Raw genomic sequence first — 17,411 nt, 5'->3', positions numbered from 1 at the left:
AAAATATATGGAGAATAAAAATGACACTATTAAAACTTTCTGATCTCTCTTGCCAACATTGTGTAAAAAACGTAACTAATGCACTTTCCTCCGTAGCAGGAGTGGAAAATGTGAAAGTTTCCCTACATTATGCCTATGTTGAAGGAAATGCTGATACCGAAGCATTAATCAAAGCTGTGGTTGATGCCGGTTATCAAGCTGAAGTTGCTACCGAACCAGCTCAAACCTTATCTTTATCGGGTCTTAATTGCCAACATTGCGTTAACAGCATAAAAAATGCGCTTGAAAAATTGCCTGATGTGGTGTTTGCCGATGTAGAAAAAACTTCTGCAAACATTTATGGTGATGCTACTTTGGAAACCTTAATCCATTGCGTGGAGCAAGCCGGTTATTCGGCAAAGTAGCCTCTCAACGTGTTGAATCCAGTCAGCCGCAACACGTTGAGGCTGAAACAACAACGGCTGACGTACAATCACCCGCCACGCCGCAACAAGATGAACAGCTGTTTCTGATTAGTGGTATGTCCTGTACTGCCTGTGTTGCCAAAGTTGAAAAAGCAATCCGAAAAGTCTCTCAAGTTGAACAGGTTAGAGTGAATTTAGCAGACAATACCGCTACCGTAGTCGGTGGAGATACAACTCAAATCTCTCAAGCAGTTGCCTCTGCTGGTTATCAGGCAGAATTGCTTGAAGATGAAATCACTCGAGCGCAAAAAATTGAGCAAAAATATCAACAAGATATTCAGCACAAAATCAAACAAACAACAGTAGCGTTGATTGTCGGTTTCGGTTTGATGATCGCTATGTGGTTAAAACTACTACCATCATATGAACAGTTTGGTCAAGCGCATCCTGTTGGTTATCAAGCTTTCTATTTGCTGCTAAGTTTATTGGTAATTGCTGCTATTTATTATTCAGGCAAACACTTTTTTGTGCGCGCTTGGACGAATTTATTGCACAAGACAACATCAATGGATACCTTGGTGACACTGGGCGCATTAACTAGCTTACTGCTTTCACTGCTGATTATTCTATTTCCGCATCAATTTACGCAACATCATCTTTATCTGGATTCCGGTTTAATGGTGATTGGTTTCGTCAATATCGGCAAAATTTTAGAAAGTCGTGGTAAAAAATCCGCCAGCACAGCCTTATCCGCTTTAATGGATCTTTTGCCGCAACAAAGCACGGTGATTGAAAACGGACAGACCAAAACGATTCCGGCCAAACAAGTACAGCCACAAATGCTATTACAACTACAAACAGGCGATAAAATTCCGGTTGATGGCAAGCTCAATTCGGGCGAACTTTGGGTAAATGAAGCAATTCTGACCGGTGAATCTCAACCGATAAAGAAAAATATCGGTGATGTTGTTACTGCGGGTACATTAGTAACTAATGGTGGTGGACAAATGCTGGCGACTCAGACAGGACGTAACACGACATTAGCTCAAATGATCCGGACTATCGATCAAGCTCAAACTTCTAAACCACAGTTAGCAACTCTGGTCGATAAAATTTCCGCTATTTTTGTACCAACCGTTTTACTTATCGCTACCTTAACTTTCTGCTTATGGTTGCTCAACGGTGCAGATATTAGTGCCGCTACCTTGGCAGCAATTTCGGTATTGGTCATCTCTTGCCCTTGTGCATTAGGATTGGCAATCCCAATGTCTATTATTGTCGGAACAGGACAAGCCGCTAAATTAGGCATCTTGATAAAAGAAGCAAATGGATTACAGTACCTCAGCCAAGTAAAATATATTTACTTTGACAAAACCGGGACACTCACCAGTGGTAATACACAAGTAACCGCTGTTTGGCAACAGAATCGTGAAAGTTTCGCCATTGCCGCCGCAATCGAACAAAATATGGTGCATCCTTTGGCTCAAGCAATTATCCAATTTGCACAACAGCAATCTGCCGTTTTGCCGACGATTAAACAAGTCAATGCGATTGCCGGACAAGGATTGCAAGCGACCATTAAACAACAGCAATGGCTTTTAGGCAGTTTAAGTTTTATGCAAGAGCAAAAGGTAGATTTACAACCTTGCCAGACTTTTATTCAGCAACAATTAAAACTTGCTACTAGCTTAGTCTTTTTAGCAAACGGTCAAGATGTAATTAATGTATTTGCTGTCAGCGATCAGATCAAACCAGATGCCAAAATAGCATTGCAACAACTTAAACAACAACAGATTGATTGCACAATGTTGACAGGCGATAATCGCCAAACTGCAGAGGCTTTTGCCAAACAGCTAGGCATTACACAGGTGATTGCACAAGCAACTCCACAACAAAAAGCAGAACAAATTAGTCAAAGTCGTCAAAACGGCATTACCGCAATGGTTGGCGATGGTGTAAATGATGCGCAAGCATTTGTGATGGCGGATGTTTCGATTGCAATGGGAAGCGGTGCTAAAGTTTCAATGGAAACAGCAGATTTAACCTTGCTTAATTCCAATTTAATGACATTAGTCAATGCAATCCGTATGGCTAAGGCAATCTTTAGTAATATCAAATTAAGCCTATTTTTTGCCTTTATTTATAACATTATTTTAATTCCGGTTGCGGCATTCGGTTTATTAAACCCAATGTGGGCAGCATTAGCGATGGCGTGCAGTTCAATTACGGTCGTAATTAATGCCAATCGGCTTCGTTATTGGAAATAGTAGGTCTAGCCCTGTTGGGCGACCTACTTTTATTTTACATCTGATTTCGTTCTGCAACTATTTGTAAAAACAGTTGCATAACACGTTCATCTGTACTTAATTCCGGATGAAAAGAGCAAGCTAATAAATTACCCTGCTTTACTAAAACAGGACGTTTATCAATTTCGGCTAAGATTTCTACCTGTGGCGATAACAATGTTTCAACATAAGGCGCACGAATAAAAATCGCCGGAAAAGGCGATGACAACCCCTTAATGTCTAAATCCATTTGAAAACTGTCTACTTGTCTACCGAATGCATTTCGATACACAGAAATATCTAACAACGATAAATATGGCTTTTCTCCACCGACAATCTCTTTCGCCAATAAAATCATTCCAGCACAGGTAGCAAAAACACCTTTACCTTCTCCTACAAAATCTCGGATTGCCGTAATAAAACCATAATCACGCATCAATTTGCCGATTACCGTGCTTTCACCGCCGGGCAATACCAATCCATCCAAATTTTCCAATTCAGCCGGTTGTTTTATCGCTATTGCACTAACACCTAATCTTTGCAACTGAACGATATGTTCACTTACCGCACCTTGCAAAGCTAATACGCCGATCCGATAACCTTGATCACCTCTCATTATTACCAACCCCGTTCTTGCATCCGTTCTTCTAAACTTAATTTAGCTATATCAATCCCCTTCATTGCTTCACCTAAGTCTTCAGATAAGCGCGCAATCAAATCATAATCCTGATAGTAAGTGGTCGCTTGCACAATTGCTTTAGCAAACTTCTCTGGATTTTCCGATTTAAAAATACCAGAACCAACAAACACCCCATCTGCACCTAGCTCCATCATTAAAGCCGCATCTGCCGGCGTTGCCACACCACCAGCCGCAAAATTCACTACCGGTAAACGCCCTTGTTGTTTAATTTGCAATAATAGCTCATAAGGCGTGCCCAAATTTTTAGCTTCTGTCATCAACTCATCTTCACTCATTGCCACCACTTTACGCACTTGAGCATTCACTTTGCGCATATGACGCACCGCTTCCACGATATTGCCGGTTCCCGGTTCACCTTTGGTACGCAACATTGCCGCACCCTCGCCGATACGGCGCAATGCTTCGCCAAGGTCACGACAACCGCAAACAAACGGCACAGTATACTCACTTTTTAACAAATGAAACTCCTCATCCGCCGGCGTTAACACTTCACTTTCATCAATATAATCAACACCCATTGCTTCCAGTACTCTTGCTTCAGTGATATGACCGATTCTGACTTTTGCCATTACCGGAATGGAAACCGCATTCATCACCTCTTTGACAATTCTAGGATTAGCCATTCGTGCTACACCTCCAGCAGCGCGGATATCAGAAGGTACACGTTCCAATGCCATTACAGCGACCGCACCTGCCGCCTCAGCAATCCTAGCCTGTTCCGCATTAACAACATCCATAATCACACCGCCTTTTTGCATCTGTGCCATACCACGTTTTACCACATCACTTCCAATAATCTTATTCATTTTTTTCTCCTTGTTACGATAATCGAATTGCTATTCGGTTGTTATTTTTCGCTATTCAGATATGATTAAAAGTATCAGTTTTAATAAATTTAATCAGATCAGATTTAAAAATTAAAATGCACGAAATCCATTTAAAACTTAACAAAAACAGTGATATGCCACTCTATTTACAACTTTATCAACAACTAAAAAAAGATATTAGTGCCGGCATATTGACCTTAGGAGAGAAACTACCGTCAAAACGACATTTAGCAAAATCATTATTGGTTAGTCTTAGCACGATTGAAGCAGCTTATGCACAACTACAGGCGGAGGGATACATTGAATCACACCCAAGAGCAAGATTTAAAGTCTGTTTTGATCATCGACAACTATTTCATAACGATCTACCGCTTAAAGCAGACAGAATACAAAAAACAGACAAAATTTATCGCTTTGATTTCAATCCTAACGCTATCGACACTCAAACCTTTCCACTTAATCTCTGGAAAAAACAGCTACGCCAATTAAGTAACCATCAGTTACAACAGCTTCTCTGCCTTGGTGAAAAACAGGGAGATAGTTATTTACGTGAACAGCTAAAACATTATCTTTATTCCGCTAGGGGAATACGTTGTCAAATTGAACAGATTATTATCATTGCAGGTGCGGAAACAGCAATGACTCAATTATGTTGGCTATTTGATCATTTACAAGAGAAACAACCGTTTAAATATGCAATGGAACAATACGGTTATGCCGCAGTAGAAAAGCTCTTAACCATTATTCATAAAGAGATCATTAAATTACCAATTATTAATGACTCACAAAAGATCAATATTGAACTACTTGAACAACACAATATCAATATTGTATACGCAACGCCATCACATCAATATCCTTATGCCAGTGTACTTTCCATTAATGAACGCCATCAGCTCCTTGAATGGGCAAAAAAACAAAAAAATCGTTACATCATAGAGGATGATTATGACAGTGAATTTCGCTATCAAGGGCGACCGATTCCGGCATTACAAAGTCTGGATCACGCCGAAAAAGTGATCTATCTCGGCTCATTTTCCAAACTTTTAATGCCCTCACTACGCTTAAGCTTTATGGTATTACCCCCACATTTGCTCAAATATTATCAACAATTATGCGGACAATTTAACTGCACAGTTCCTCGTATAAATCAACATCTTGTAGCAAATTTAATGCAAAGCGGAGATTTTGAGCGCCATATTCAACGTATGCGCACACATTACCGTAAACGTATGGAATTATTATGCCAATTACTACAACCCTATCGGCGAAACATCCATTATTACGGCACCCAATCCGGTTTTTACTTATTAATTGAGCTTTTCAATGACCACAGAACACTAGATGAACTGACAACCTTAGCGGAACAGGCACAAATCAAACTTTACCCGATTTTTAACCAACAACAAAAACGCCTGTTTTCGCTCGGTTTTGGCAATCTAAGCAGCACAGAATTAACACAAGCTATCCCATTATTAATGCAAACTTGGCATTATTCTCCTGACAATATTTCCACTTAAAATAACTAAAACAACTTGCTTTATCGGATAAAAAAGCATAGTGTATTTTCCCCATTTAATCATCAAGAGGAAATAGTATGTGTAAGTTATTAATAAATAAATTAAGTAAATTCACCATAGCTCTTTCAGCTATATCCGCTACCACATTTGCTAATGCCGATATTTTAACTTCGGTGCGGCCACTTGGTTTCATTGCCTCATCAATTGCTGATGGCGTAACAAAAACGCAAATACTTATTCCTGCCGGTGCTTCGCCACACGATTACAATATGAAACCTTCTGATGCAAAACGAGTTCGTGATGCTGAATTTGTACTTTGGATCGGCAAAGATATTGATGCTTTTTTAGAAAAATCTATTGCACAACGTGATGCAACCAGCGTATTAACTATCAGTAAATTAGCCGGTATTGAATCGTTATTAGGCGAAACTTCAGCTCACGACCACGATCACGACCACGATCACGACCATGACCATGACCACAACCATGACCACGACCACGACCACGACCACGACCACGACCACGACCACGACCACGACCACGACCACGACCACGACCACGACCACGACCACGACCACGACCATCATCACTCAACCAACGAATTAGAGCAAGATTGGCACGTCTGGTTTTCACCGAAAATCAGCGAACAAGTTGCAGAACAATTAGCTCAACAGCTCACTCAACTTTATCCGCAACACCAAGCTAAAATTGCCGCTAACCTCGAAACATTCAAACAACAGTTAACCACAACAAATCAGCAAATTACTCAACAACTTGCCGAATTTAAAGACCAAGGTTTTTATGTTTTCCACGATGCTTATCGTTATTTTGAAAATGCTTACGGATTGCAACAAACTGGTTATTTCACTATTAACCCTTTGATTGCTCCGGGAGCTAAAAAATTAGCAAAAATTAAAGAAGAAATTAATGAACATAAAGTTAAGTGTCTTTTTGCAGAACCACAATTTACCCCGAAAGTGCTTCAAACCTTGCAACAAAGTACAAATGTCAAAATCGGACAATTAGATCCGATGGGTGAAAAAATTGCTTTAGGAAAAGGATCTTACAGCGCATTTTTACAGCAGATTGCTGAGGATTTTTCTGATTGTTTAAAAAATTAAGATAAAATAGGGGTTATCCTTAAAAAGGATAACCCCTATTTTTAATATTAACCCCAATATTGTGATAATATAACTAATAAATAAATTATTCGGATCTTTTTTGCTGCAATAACCAATCATAAACAACGGGACTATTAAATACAGCATCCCATGTATTATGAGCATTATTATTGATAAATCCATTATCCCCTGAATTTAAAAATGTAAACTCTGTATAACGTACATTTTTATTATGCAGCTTATATTTTAAGATCATAAAATTTTTCCTACTTCCCTCGACTGGAGATACTTTATCTTCCTTACTATGAAAAAACCAAATGGGAATATCTTTTATTGGAGAAAGTAATGAAGCTGTTGCTTTACCATCAATATATTCTACCGTACCAGCTTCCCTACCACTCATTAATAAAGCTGCTGCAAAAAAATTAGGTCTATCTAATAATAAATACATGGCTCCTTCTGCACCTCTTGATAATCCTATAAGATAAATACGATTTTTATCAATATCAGGATTTTGTTGTATAGTTTCATCAATCATTTTTAAAATTAAATTACGTCGATTATGAGTTTGCCAATGTATTCCACCTTTTTGACCTTTATTTTTATCATCAAAGGGATCAAAAACAGATTGATATTGAGGAGCTAAAACAAAGCTAGAAGAGTAGTCTAGGATACTTATAGCCCCTCTACTAGATAACAAATGAGCAATATTATCATTACCTATTTGTCCTGAACCATGTAAGAAAATTACTAAAGGATATTTTTTACCTTTCATTATATTGGGAGAATATAACCTATAATTTAAATAGTTATTGGGATTATCTATATAAACTTTTTTAGGTTGAAATTTATCTACAATTATATTTTCAACATTCTTAGACTCTGCTGTAACTTCTGTTATATTAGGTGATATTGTTTTTCCATTACTAAGTTTAATTAAACCTTTCTGTTCAATAGTATATCGCAATCTATCTCCATAAAAATGAGGTATCTTATTACTTTGTACAATTTGTTTTGTAATAATAGAACCAGCTTTATCTTTCGCTAAAAAAGTCATTGGTTCTTTATTTACAGTTTCTAATTCATAAGTTCCAGATATTGTATCTCTAGGATCTAATACTAAAAAAACTGTATTCCCAATTTCAGGTTTGTTTTTTAATCTAAAATCTTTCTGAGTATAAGCATCTAAAATATTACGGTAACCCAACGATTTATTATCCAATTTTACCTCTACCTGATATAAATTAGATAAATTTTTCCCTAACAACAACTCATCTTCATATTGTAAAGTAATTCCTGTAATTTTTTGCCCTGTTTCAGTTACTTCTGTAATTAATTTTGCATTATTTGGATGAGTAGATTGATATATTTTATCTGGCGCTAACTCTGAATATGCTAATAAAGGTAGAAATAGAAAGAATAAAATTTGATAACTAGCTTTCATATAAGCACCTTTTAAACATAAGTACTCTACAAATAAGCTATGTAGAGTACTTATTAAATTACAAATTTTCAGTTACAATTTTTTAGTCTGCACTTTAACATAGAGCAAAATTGCAGCTAGCACACCCAATGGGAACAATAAGTCAAATACTGATCCGTCAACACCAAAAATTAAGTTGGCGATGATCACACAGCAACCACCTATTGCCCAAGCGATAGTTGTCGGAATTGACCAGACAATCATCTGTTTCTTGACATCACTAATTCCCATCATTCTGTTTACTACCCAGAATAGACTATCATTGAAATATCCAAAGAAGAGTGATCCCATTGTCGCCGCCTGTGCTGCCAACAACATATTCACATTTGGAATAGACATTAAGATCGGTGCGGAAATAGAAGCCGCAGTCACCATTGCTACAGTACCGGAACCTTGAATAAAGCGAACTAAGGTTGAAACAATAAACGGAATTAAAATTGGTGAAATAGGTAAATTAGCAACTTGTTCCGCAAGTTGTTTTCCTGCTCCGCTATCACGCAATACCGCACCCAATGCACCGCCGGCACCAGTAACTAACAAAATAATTCCGGCAGTTTTTACCCCTTCTTCTAAGTGTAACGCTGTTGTATTTTTATCCACATTCGGTAATAAAGTATAAACAGAAACTAGAACACTTAACGCTAAAGCGGTGATAGGACTTCCCACAAAGGTAATTATTTGGTAAAAATAACCGTTTGCCATTTCAGGAGCAACGCCCTGTTTTATTAACAGGTCAACAATCGCTTTAATGAAGATTAATACAATCGGTAAAACTATCGGTAGCATTGAAAGAGTGAGGCTTGGTAGGTCTTTTTTCTCTTTCTCTGCGATATAGTTATCGTATTTTTGTTTTAATTCTTCATCAGTGAATGCTTGTTGGTTGAAGTCCGGGTATTTTTTATCTAACCATTTAGCATAAAGAACTATCCCGATCACCGCTGGAATGGCAAACAACATTCCCAATAACAACATCGCACCGACATCAACACTGAATAATCCGGCAACACCTAATGGACCGGGTGTCGGCGGTACAGTATGGTGAGTTACCACCAAACCACCTGCCAATGCCACGCCTAAAGTGAGTAGAGAGCGCTTACCGTTCTTCGCTAATGCTTTCGCAACCGGATATAAAATCACAAAAGCAGAATCAACAAAAATTGGAATACTAACGATATAACCGGTAATAGCTAACGCCCACTCCTCTTTTTTCTCTCCTAAGAATTTGATGAAACTGTATGCCATTTTCTCCGCTGCACCGGATACTTCCAGAATACTTCCCATCATTACCCCTAATCCGATAACAAGACCGATACTCCCTAAAGTACTACCAAAGCCTTTAGAAATAACAGATAAAGTATCGGACGCATTTAATCCTCCTACTAAACCTGCTATCGCTGAAGCAATCAACATTGCTATGAATGCGTGAACACGGGTGCGCAACACTAAAAACAACAGTACCGCCACGGCAATAATTAACCCAATTATTGGGATCGGCAAACCAAACATAATGATTTCTCCTGTTATAGATCTTTATTAATAAATTGATGAATAACATCTGCAAAGTGATTATCAACAACAAAGCCGAGTGATAACGCACGCGAAATATCAATTTTCGCCGGCCAACTTGCCACAATGTCATTAATTTTCTGGTCGAATTGATAAGTAACTTTATTAAGAATATCCTCCCCTTTAATTAACGCTAATTCGTGTAACATTGCCTCAACGGTGATGGTAAATCCTGGCAAATTTACAACGTGCCAATCACGTTTATCTAATGATGGCAAAGTTAATGCACGAATAAAATTCGCAACTACGGTATCTGGACTGGAAAGCCATAATGCAAGAGATTTATCAACCGGACAATTAGCCATTTCACCAGTTAATGGTTCACGAATAATGCTGCTTACAAATGAAGATGCTGCTTTATTAGGTTTTCCCGGGCGGATACAAATAGTTGGTAAACGTAAAACTAATCCATCAACAAAGCCTTTGCGGGTATAGTCATTAATCAACAACTCACACATTGCTTTTTGTGATCCATAAGTGGATTGCGGTGTTACTGCTGTTTGATCTTGAATAACTGCTGGTAAATCTCCACCAAAAACAGCTAATGAACTAGAAAAAATAAAACGAATATTTGGATTTACCGCTCGACAACTCTCCAGTAAATTACGAGTAGCTAGAAAGTTTATTTGATAGCCCAAATCAGGATCTTCCTCAGCGTGGCTACTTACAATCGCCGCCAAATGAAAAATTGCATCAACATCTGCGGTTACAATCTCTTTTACTGCCAATTCCTGACGCAAATCCATTTTAACGCTACGTACACGAGAATCTTGATTTGGAATAACAGGCTCATTAATATCAACAAGAATCAACTCATCAATTTTGACATCTTGTTGCTGTAACAATGTTCTTGCCAATCTTTGACCTAAAAATCCTTGTCCACCGGTAATAATAACTTTCATCTTTTTTCTCCTCTTTATTTGTTATTCATTTTTATACTTATCAAACCAACCTAACCCATCTTCTGTTTTACCGCGTGGGTTATATTCACAACCAACCCAACCTTGATAACCGATATCATCAAGTTTTTTAAAGATATAGGAGTAATTGATTTCACCTTCATCAGGTTCGTGACGATCCGGAACGGAGGCAATTTGCACATGAGCAAATTTGCCCTGCAATTTATCGGTTAAACGTGCCAAATTGCCATCTACATTTTGTGCGTGGAAATAATCAAGTTGAACGAAAACATTATCGCGATTAATTAAATCCACTAATTCCAAAGTTTGATATTGACTGGATATCAAATAATTCGGTTTAACTTGTGGGCTTAATGCTTCCAACAACACATTAATTCCGTGAGCTTTAAATTTATCAGCGGCATAACGAACATTATCAATAAAAGTTTGCTTGTATTTTGCGTATTGAGACGGTTCAGGCACTACGCCAGCCATTACGTGAACATTTGGACAACCTAAAACAATCGCATATTCAAGAGCTAAATCAATGTCTTTATGGCTATCTACTTCACGCCCCGGAATAGCAGAAACTCCCCATTCTCCAGCAACAACATTACCAGGTGCAGTATTGAATAACACCTGTTTTAAACCGTATTGATCCAATTTTGCTTTTAATTCCTCTGCCGGATATTCATAAGGGAAAAGATATTCAACATATTTAAATCCCGCTTTGGCTGCCGCTTCAAAACGATCAAGAAACGGCACTTCTGTAAACATCATTGATAAATTTGCTGCAAACTTAGGCATAACTATTTCCCCCTATTTTTTAAATCATTCACTTCATCATCTGAGAGATAACGAATATTCTGTCCTTGTAAAATAAACATTAACTTCGCTGTTTCTTCCAACTCTTCGCTATTATCCACGGCATCTCGTAAATCACTGCCACAAACCACTACACCGTGATTTGCTAATAAAAATGCTTTACTCTCCTTGGCTTTCGCTGCCAAATCTCGCCCTATTTCCGCAGCTCCCGGTCGATAATAAGGAATCACCGGCAAACGACCGACACGCATCACGTAATAAGGTGTAAAGGCTTTGATGGCATTGTCATAATCCAAATCCGCTTTGCAGGATAATGCTGTCAAATAAGTGGAATGAAGATGAACTATCGCATTACATTCCGGTTTTTCACGATAAAGCGCTAAATGAAAAAAATACTCTTTTGATGGTTTTTTACCGCTCAACAATTTACCTTCAGCATCAATTACAGAGATTTCCTCTTCATTCAAACGCCCTAAAGAAGATCCTGTTGGTGTAACTAAAAAACGATTATCATCTAATTTCACCGAAATATTTCCTGCACCACCAACACTAAAGCCACGTTCAAACAACGAGCGCGAAAGTTGCACTAATTGTGTTTTAATTTCTTGCTCCGTCATTTCATCATCTCCTGTGCATAGCTAAAGAAAGATTCTTGACCGAAATTACCTGATTTCAATGCAAGATAAACCGGCGCATCCAACACACCCAACCAAGGCACGCCCGGAGCAATCTGTTTACCAATATTGAAACCTTTAAAGCCTAATTTTTGTACGACAATACTTGAAGTCTCACCGCCAGCAGTAATAAAGTTGGTCACACCATAATTACGTAATCTTTCCGCTAATTGGGCAAATGCCTGTTCGATCGCCTGACTGGCAGTTTCCGCTCCAAACTGTTGTTGAATCTGCTTTAATTTTTCCGGAGCAACAGTGGCATAAACCAAAGGAGCCTGAGCATCATCCAAATGTTCAACAACCCAATCAAAAAGCTGTTCAACATAATTATCATTGCTCAACACCTGTTCTACATCGAGCCACTGTGTTGCTGCTTTAGTCTGATAATATGCCACCTGTTTATTGGTCATCACTGAACAAGAACCAGATAAAATGACTGTTTTACCTTTTGGTGGAACAAAGGCTTGGTGCCGTTTACCTTGTGCCTGATGCTGCGCCATATAAGCCGCTAAACCGGAACCGCCAGTAACCAATTTCATATCAGCAACCGCTTCCGCTAACACGGCTAATTGCGAATTATCGACCGCATCAACCACGGCATAACGGAAACCTTGCTGTTGTAACTGTTGGAAACAATGTTTGACATTATCTGCTCCCTTGATTACGTCCGCATAAGGCACTAATCCGGTTTTCCCTTGCGCTTGACGATCCATCAAACGCATCAAATTTGCATCCGTCATCGGCGTAATCGGATGGTTCTGCATTCCTGACTCATTCAATAACACCTGACCAACAAAAAGATAACCGTTAAAAATTGTGCGTCCATTTACCGGTAATGCTGGTGTAATAATGGTAAATTTCTCATCTAATTCATTTAATAATGCATCAGTTACCGGACCAATATTCCCTTCTGCTGTGCTGTCAAAGGTTGAACAATATTTAAAATAGAATTGTGTTGCACCATTATTTTGTAACCAATGCAACGCTTCTAAAGATTGTTGCACCGCTTCCTGTGCAGGATTGGAACGTGATTTCAAGCTAATCACAATTGCATCCACTTCTTGCTCCAATGCGGTTTGAGGCACACCGTTCATTTGTACAGTTCGTAAACCATTTTCCACTAAAAAACTGGCAATATCGCTTGCACCGGTAAAATCATCTGCAATTACACCCAACATCTTACTTCTCCTGTTTTTTTGGTAATTCAACGCCACTGAAAATTTTAATCACCGCACTATCATCCTGTTTACCATAACCAGCGTTGCTAGCTTCAGTAAACATACTGTAAGCAGTGCTTGCCAAATGGAGCGGGAATTTCAAAGATTTTGCAGTATCATTAACCAAACCTAAATCTTTCACAAAAATATCAACCATTGATAATGGGCTGTAATCGCCCTCCACAACGTGTTTCATTCGATTTTCAAACATCCACGAATTACCGGCAGCGTGAGTTACCACGTCATACATTAAATCAAGAGGAATACCCGCTTTTGCCGCTAATGCCATCGCTTCAGCTCCTGCTGCAATATGCACTCCGGCTAATAATTGATGAATAATTTTCACGGTTGCCCCTAACCCAATTTCTTCACCAATGTTGTAAACTTTGCTTGCGGTAGCATCCAACACTGGTTGTAACGCCGCAAAGGATTCTTTAGAGCCAGCTGCCATCACTGTCATTTCCCCAATCGCAGCTTTTGCTGCACCGCCAGAAACCGGTGCATCCAACATTAACAAACCTAAATTTGTTAATTTTTGTGAAATTTCTTTTGAATCTTGTGCAGAAATTGTAGATGAAACCATTACAGCAGTACCCGGTTTTAGCTGTTTTGCCAATCCGTTTTCTCCAAATAAGACTTGATTTACTTGTTTAGCATTCACTACCAATAACACTACCGCATTTAACTTATCTGCAAAATCACCGGCATTTTTTCCAACCCCCTTTGCGCCAGAAACGCTAAGTTTTTCAAGTAATTTATCATCCAAATCAATGCCATAAGTATCAAGCCCAGCATTTATACAGGATAAAGCAGCCCCCATTCCCATTGCACCCAAGCCAACAACAGCTACTGAATATGTCATTTTTAATCTCCTTAGTTGTTTATTTTTTAATATTAGTATATTAAGTGATTTAAAAAATAAATTATGCGATCTGGATCACAATATTTAACAAATATTCACATATTTTTGTTTTATTTTGTTAAGTCGAATTTATACAGCTATTAAATAAAGCATATCTCTATGTTTTTATTAAAAATAAATCTTATTGGATCAAACAAATGTTCAACGTTATAATTTGAAAAAAAGCAATTAGGACAACAAAATGATTCCCGCAGAACGACAAAAACGCATCCTAAATATCGTCAGTGAACAGAATATTGTCAGCATTAACACTTTAATGGAAATGCTTGGTGTCTCTCATATGACTATCCGTCGGGATATTCAAAAATTGGAAGAGAAAGGTGAAGTCATTTCCGTTTCTGGCGGTGTACAAATTCAAGAAAAACTTGCTTTTGAACCACCGCATACGGCTAAATCACTTCTATTTCAGGAACAAAAAGAACAAATAGGTTTATGTGCTGCAAAACGCATTCCGGAAAATGCCACTATCTATCTTGATGCAGGTACAACTACTCTGGAAATCGCACGACATATTGCTGACAGACAGGATTTGTTGATCATTACTAATGATTTTTCAGTGGCAGATTTTTTGATTACTAATGGTCAAGGCGAATTGATCCATACCGGCGGAAAAATCAATAAATTAAATCGTTCTGCAGTCGGTGAATTGGCTGCACAATTTCTGCGAAACATTTCGATTGATCTTGCTTTTGTATCGACTTCTTCGTGGAGTTTAAAAGGTCTTACCACACCGGATGAGAGCAAACTGGCAGTTAAACGTGCAATTTTGGCATCAAGTCGCCACAAAACGTTAGTTACCGATTCCTCAAAATACGGTAAATTGGCAACCTTTTGGATCTGTGAATTAACCGCCTTTGATAGTTTGATCACTGATGATCAGTTGCCGGAAAATATTCAAAAAGCAATCAAAGCAATGGATATTGAATTCGTTTTAGCCGGCAGTTGAATTACGGTGGATAAAACGTTTTTTAGTTTGTCTCTGCTGCGGTACATTTCTTAACGACATTAATTTTTGTAGATCAATCTGTTGGATCAATTGTGGCAACTGTGTAGTCAGTTGTTGCATAAAAGCTTGATAACTCAATTTTTTTCGGTAAATTTGTTCCAGCTGTTGTTCCCAATGTGCGGTCATATCAGGTTGGGTCGCAATCTCCGGTAATGCGCCGATTAAAATTCGTCCTGCTTCAGTGCTATGAATTTGCCGCCCTTTTTTAGTTAAAAAACCGCGTTTAAACAGTAATTCAATAATGCCGGCTCGTGTTGCCTCTGTGCCTAAACCATCCGTTTCTCTTAACACTTTTTTCAAGGCTTTATCCTGTACAAATCGAGAAATTCCTGTCATTGCTGACAACAAAGTAGCATCAGTAAAATACATTGGAGGTTGCGTTTTTTTATTCAGCACTTCCGCACTGGAACAGTATAATTCATCACCTTTTTTTACCACTGGTAATGCACTTATATTTGACTGCGGATCAGCATCTTCCTTACCTTGTAGTTTTTTCCAACCAGCATTTGCCAATCCTCGTGTTTGTGCAATAAAAGTACCGTTATCTATTGATAACTGAATCTTTGTTTTATGGTATTCCGCATCCGGATAAAATTGCATTAAATATTGACGAGCAACCAACTGATAAATATTCTGCTCTTCACTGTTTAAACGCAAACCCTGTTTAGCTGTCGGTATAATAGCGTGGTGAGCTTCAACTTGTTTATCATTCCAACAGCGATTTTTTTGTGTAGGATCAAACCCCTCTACAAAGGATTGATATTGCTGACAATTATTAGAAATCGCCACAAAAATTTTCTCACGATCCACAAAATGCTCTTCCGGCAAATAACGACAATCCGAACGTGGATAAGTAATAGCTTTATGTGTTTCATATAAACGTTGACAAATATCCAACACCTGTTGAGCGGACATTCCATACATTCGAGCAGCATCAATCTGCAGCGCAGACAGAGAATAAGGCAAAGGTGCAGTTTCTTTTTCAGTTTTGTTTTGAAAATCTGTTACTAATGCAGGTTTCCCACTCACTTTTTTGACCACGTGTTCCGCCAATGCTTTCGATAAAATTCGCCCTTCTTCATCTTGATAAGGTTCACAAGCCTCACTCGGTTTCCAGAGTGCTTTAAACGGGTAACCCTTCAACTGAGGATTATCAGCAACCGTTTCAACAGAATGATGAATGATTGCTTGAACTTCAAAAAAATCTTTTGGTACAAAATGTTCAATTTCCAAATCACGGCGTACAATTAAACCTAATACTGGCGTTTGCACACGACCAACTGACAATACCCCTTGATAACCAACCTGTTGCCCCCTCAAAGTATAAGCACGCGTCATATTGATACCATAAAGCCAATCTGCGCGTGTGCGTGCCAATGCGGAAATAGTTAAGAATTTAAAATCTTGATTTGATTGTAACTTATTTACCGCTTTGCTCACTGCCGCCGGATTTAAATCATTGATTAAACACCGCTGAATTGTAGCAATCTTTTCTTTTGGCAACTTAAAATAAGCAAATAGCTCATCAACTAATAACTGCCCCTCCCGATCTGGATCGCCTGTATGCACAATAATATCTGCTTGTTTTAACAGTTGTTTAATAACGGCAAGTTGTTTAGCTGTTGATTTTTTAGCTAAAAACTGCCACTGCTGTGGAATGATTGGCAAATGATCTAAACGCCATTGTTTAAATGTCGGATTATAAGCATCCGGCTCTGCCAGCTCCAATAAATGTCCGACACACCAAGTAACATAATCATTCTCACCACAACGAATAAAACCATCATTACGGTGGCGGGGTTTAGGCAATACATCAGCGATGGCACGAGCTAAACTTGGTTTTTCTGCAATAAAAAGGCGCATAACAATAATAAAAACAAAAAAATAATAACTATTGTAGTAAAGTAAAAGACTTTTTTGTAGCCTAAAAAAATGGATGAAAACTTATGATAAAAATCAAAC

At 38.3% G+C, this 17,411-nt stretch carries 15 protein-coding genes; 5 read left to right on the top strand and 10 right to left on the bottom strand.

Features of this window, described 5'->3' with window-relative positions; all coding sequences use genetic code 11:
* Positions 1-20 precede the first annotated feature (20 nt).
* A complete protein-coding gene (locus tag ACXPAV_RS01115) occupies positions 21-404 on the top strand; it encodes a copper ion binding protein (RefSeq protein ID WP_458003757.1) in 384 nt (127 codons plus the stop codon).
* On the top strand, positions 371-2,671 hold the full coding sequence (locus tag ACXPAV_RS01110; protein ID WP_458003756.1) for a heavy metal translocating P-type ATPase: 2,301 nt from the start codon (positions 371-373) through the stop codon (positions 2,669-2,671). Before ACXPAV_RS01115 ends, ACXPAV_RS01110 begins: the two co-directional genes overlap by 34 nt.
* 34 nt (positions 2,672-2,705) lie before the next feature.
* On the opposite strand, the gene pdxT is transcribed toward ACXPAV_RS01110, so the two are convergent.
* The gene (pdxT, locus tag ACXPAV_RS01105; RefSeq protein WP_039166772.1) at positions 2,706-3,305 is read right to left on the bottom strand and encodes a pyridoxal 5'-phosphate synthase glutaminase subunit PdxT; all 600 of its coding nucleotides are present in this window, start codon (positions 3,303-3,305) and stop codon (positions 2,706-2,708) included.
* A 2-nt stretch (positions 3,306-3,307) separates the two neighbouring features.
* Positions 3,308-4,195, bottom strand: a complete 888-nt coding sequence (gene pdxS / locus ACXPAV_RS01100) for a pyridoxal 5'-phosphate synthase lyase subunit PdxS (protein WP_458003755.1) — start codon at positions 4,193-4,195, stop codon at positions 3,308-3,310.
* Between the two features lie 116 nt (positions 4,196-4,311).
* Between pdxS and pdxR the strand changes: the two genes are divergently transcribed.
* The gene (pdxR, locus tag ACXPAV_RS01095) at positions 4,312-5,736 is read left to right on the top strand and encodes a MocR-like pyridoxine biosynthesis transcription factor PdxR (protein ID WP_458003754.1); all 1,425 of its coding nucleotides are present in this window, start codon (positions 4,312-4,314) and stop codon (positions 5,734-5,736) included.
* A 77-nt stretch (positions 5,737-5,813) separates the two neighbouring features.
* A complete protein-coding gene (gene znuA, locus ACXPAV_RS01090; RefSeq protein WP_458003753.1) occupies positions 5,814-6,857 on the top strand; it encodes a zinc ABC transporter substrate-binding protein ZnuA in 1,044 nt (347 codons plus the stop codon).
* Between the two features lie 85 nt (positions 6,858-6,942).
* Here the strand turns inward: znuA and ACXPAV_RS01085 are convergent, their stop codons facing one another.
* From ACXPAV_RS01085 to ltnD, 7 genes are all read right to left on the bottom strand, one after another.
* Complete coding sequence (locus tag ACXPAV_RS01085) at positions 6,943-8,301, bottom strand: alpha/beta hydrolase-fold protein (protein WP_210641197.1); 1,359 nt, start codon at positions 8,299-8,301, stop codon at positions 6,943-6,945.
* 72 nt (positions 8,302-8,373) lie between these two features.
* Positions 8,374-9,846 (bottom strand): GntT/GntP/DsdX family permease, encoded by a 1,473-nt coding sequence (locus tag ACXPAV_RS01080; RefSeq protein ID WP_039090585.1) that lies wholly within the window; start codon positions 9,844-9,846, stop codon positions 8,374-8,376.
* Positions 9,847-9,860: 14 nt separating this feature from the next.
* Positions 9,861-10,808 carry a D-erythronate dehydrogenase gene (gene denD, locus ACXPAV_RS01075; RefSeq protein WP_335800566.1) on the bottom strand — a complete coding sequence of 316 codons (948 nt, stop codon included), beginning with the start codon at positions 10,806-10,808 and terminating at the stop codon, positions 9,861-9,863.
* Positions 10,809-10,829: 21 nt separating this feature from the next.
* Positions 10,830-11,612 (bottom strand): HPr family phosphocarrier protein, encoded by a 783-nt coding sequence (locus ACXPAV_RS01070; protein WP_335793110.1) that lies wholly within the window; start codon positions 11,610-11,612, stop codon positions 10,830-10,832.
* Positions 11,613-11,614: 2 nt separating this feature from the next.
* Positions 11,615-12,247, bottom strand: a complete 633-nt coding sequence (gene otnC / locus ACXPAV_RS01065; RefSeq protein WP_013745447.1) for a 3-oxo-tetronate 4-phosphate decarboxylase — start codon at positions 12,245-12,247, stop codon at positions 11,615-11,617.
* Positions 12,244-13,482 carry a 3-oxo-tetronate kinase gene (gene otnK, locus ACXPAV_RS01060; RefSeq protein WP_210641201.1) on the bottom strand — a complete coding sequence of 413 codons (1,239 nt, stop codon included), beginning with the start codon at positions 13,480-13,482 and terminating at the stop codon, positions 12,244-12,246. The genes otnC and otnK overlap by 4 nt, the downstream gene beginning before the upstream one ends.
* A 1-nt stretch (position 13,483) precedes the next feature.
* A complete protein-coding gene (gene ltnD, locus ACXPAV_RS01055; RefSeq protein ID WP_458003752.1) occupies positions 13,484-14,383 on the bottom strand; it encodes an L-threonate dehydrogenase in 900 nt (299 codons plus the stop codon).
* A 241-nt stretch (positions 14,384-14,624) separates the two neighbouring features.
* On the opposite strand from ltnD, the gene ACXPAV_RS01050 reads away from it, so the two are divergent.
* A complete protein-coding gene (locus tag ACXPAV_RS01050; RefSeq protein ID WP_458003751.1) occupies positions 14,625-15,389 on the top strand; it encodes a DeoR family transcriptional regulator in 765 nt (254 codons plus the stop codon).
* Here ACXPAV_RS01050 and ACXPAV_RS01045 read toward each other — a convergent pair.
* A complete protein-coding gene (locus tag ACXPAV_RS01045) occupies positions 15,375-17,312 on the bottom strand; it encodes a DNA topoisomerase III (protein ID WP_458003750.1) in 1,938 nt (645 codons plus the stop codon). The two genes, ACXPAV_RS01050 and ACXPAV_RS01045, sit on opposite strands and share 15 nt — an antisense overlap.
* Positions 17,313-17,411 lie beyond the last annotated feature (99 nt).

This window comes from Gallibacterium sp. ZY190522 (assembly GCF_054166015.1).
Note: the sequence above shows the minus strand (reverse complement) of the source record. Positions and strands in the feature narration are given on the sequence as shown.

Bases quoted from the DNA above. Each gene is read 5' to 3' on its own strand.
- ltnD (WP_458003752.1), bottom strand. From the start codon at position 14,383: ATGACATATTCAGTAGCTGTTGTTGGCTTGGGTGCAATGGGAATGGGG.
- otnC (WP_013745447.1), bottom strand. From the start codon at position 12,247: ATGACGGAGCAAGAAATTAAAACACAATTAGTGCAACTTTCGCGCTCG.
- ACXPAV_RS01050 (WP_458003751.1), top strand. From the start codon at position 14,625: ATGATTCCCGCAGAACGACAAAAACGCATCCTAAATATCGTCAGTGAA.
- ACXPAV_RS01045 (WP_458003750.1), bottom strand. From the start codon at position 17,312: ATGCGCCTTTTTATTGCAGAAAAACCAAGTTTAGCTCGTGCCATCGCT.
- ACXPAV_RS01070 (WP_335793110.1), bottom strand. From the start codon at position 11,612: ATGCCTAAGTTTGCAGCAAATTTATCAATGATGTTTACAGAAGTGCCG.
- otnK (WP_210641201.1), bottom strand. From the start codon at position 13,482: ATGTTGGGTGTAATTGCAGATGATTTTACCGGTGCAAGCGATATTGCC.
- pdxR (WP_458003754.1), top strand. From the start codon at position 4,312: ATGCACGAAATCCATTTAAAACTTAACAAAAACAGTGATATGCCACTC.
- ACXPAV_RS01115 (WP_458003757.1), top strand. From the start codon at position 21: ATGACACTATTAAAACTTTCTGATCTCTCTTGCCAACATTGTGTAAAA.
- pdxT (WP_039166772.1), bottom strand. From the start codon at position 3,305: ATGAGAGGTGATCAAGGTTATCGGATCGGCGTATTAGCTTTGCAAGGT.
- denD (WP_335800566.1), bottom strand. From the start codon at position 10,808: ATGAAAGTTATTATTACCGGTGGACAAGGATTTTTAGGTCAAAGATTG.
- ACXPAV_RS01080 (WP_039090585.1), bottom strand. From the start codon at position 9,846: ATGTTTGGTTTGCCGATCCCAATAATTGGGTTAATTATTGCCGTGGCG.
- ACXPAV_RS01085 (WP_210641197.1), bottom strand. From the start codon at position 8,301: ATGAAAGCTAGTTATCAAATTTTATTCTTTCTATTTCTACCTTTATTA.
- pdxS (WP_458003755.1), bottom strand. From the start codon at position 4,195: ATGAATAAGATTATTGGAAGTGATGTGGTAAAACGTGGTATGGCACAG.
- znuA (WP_458003753.1), top strand. From the start codon at position 5,814: ATGTGTAAGTTATTAATAAATAAATTAAGTAAATTCACCATAGCTCTT.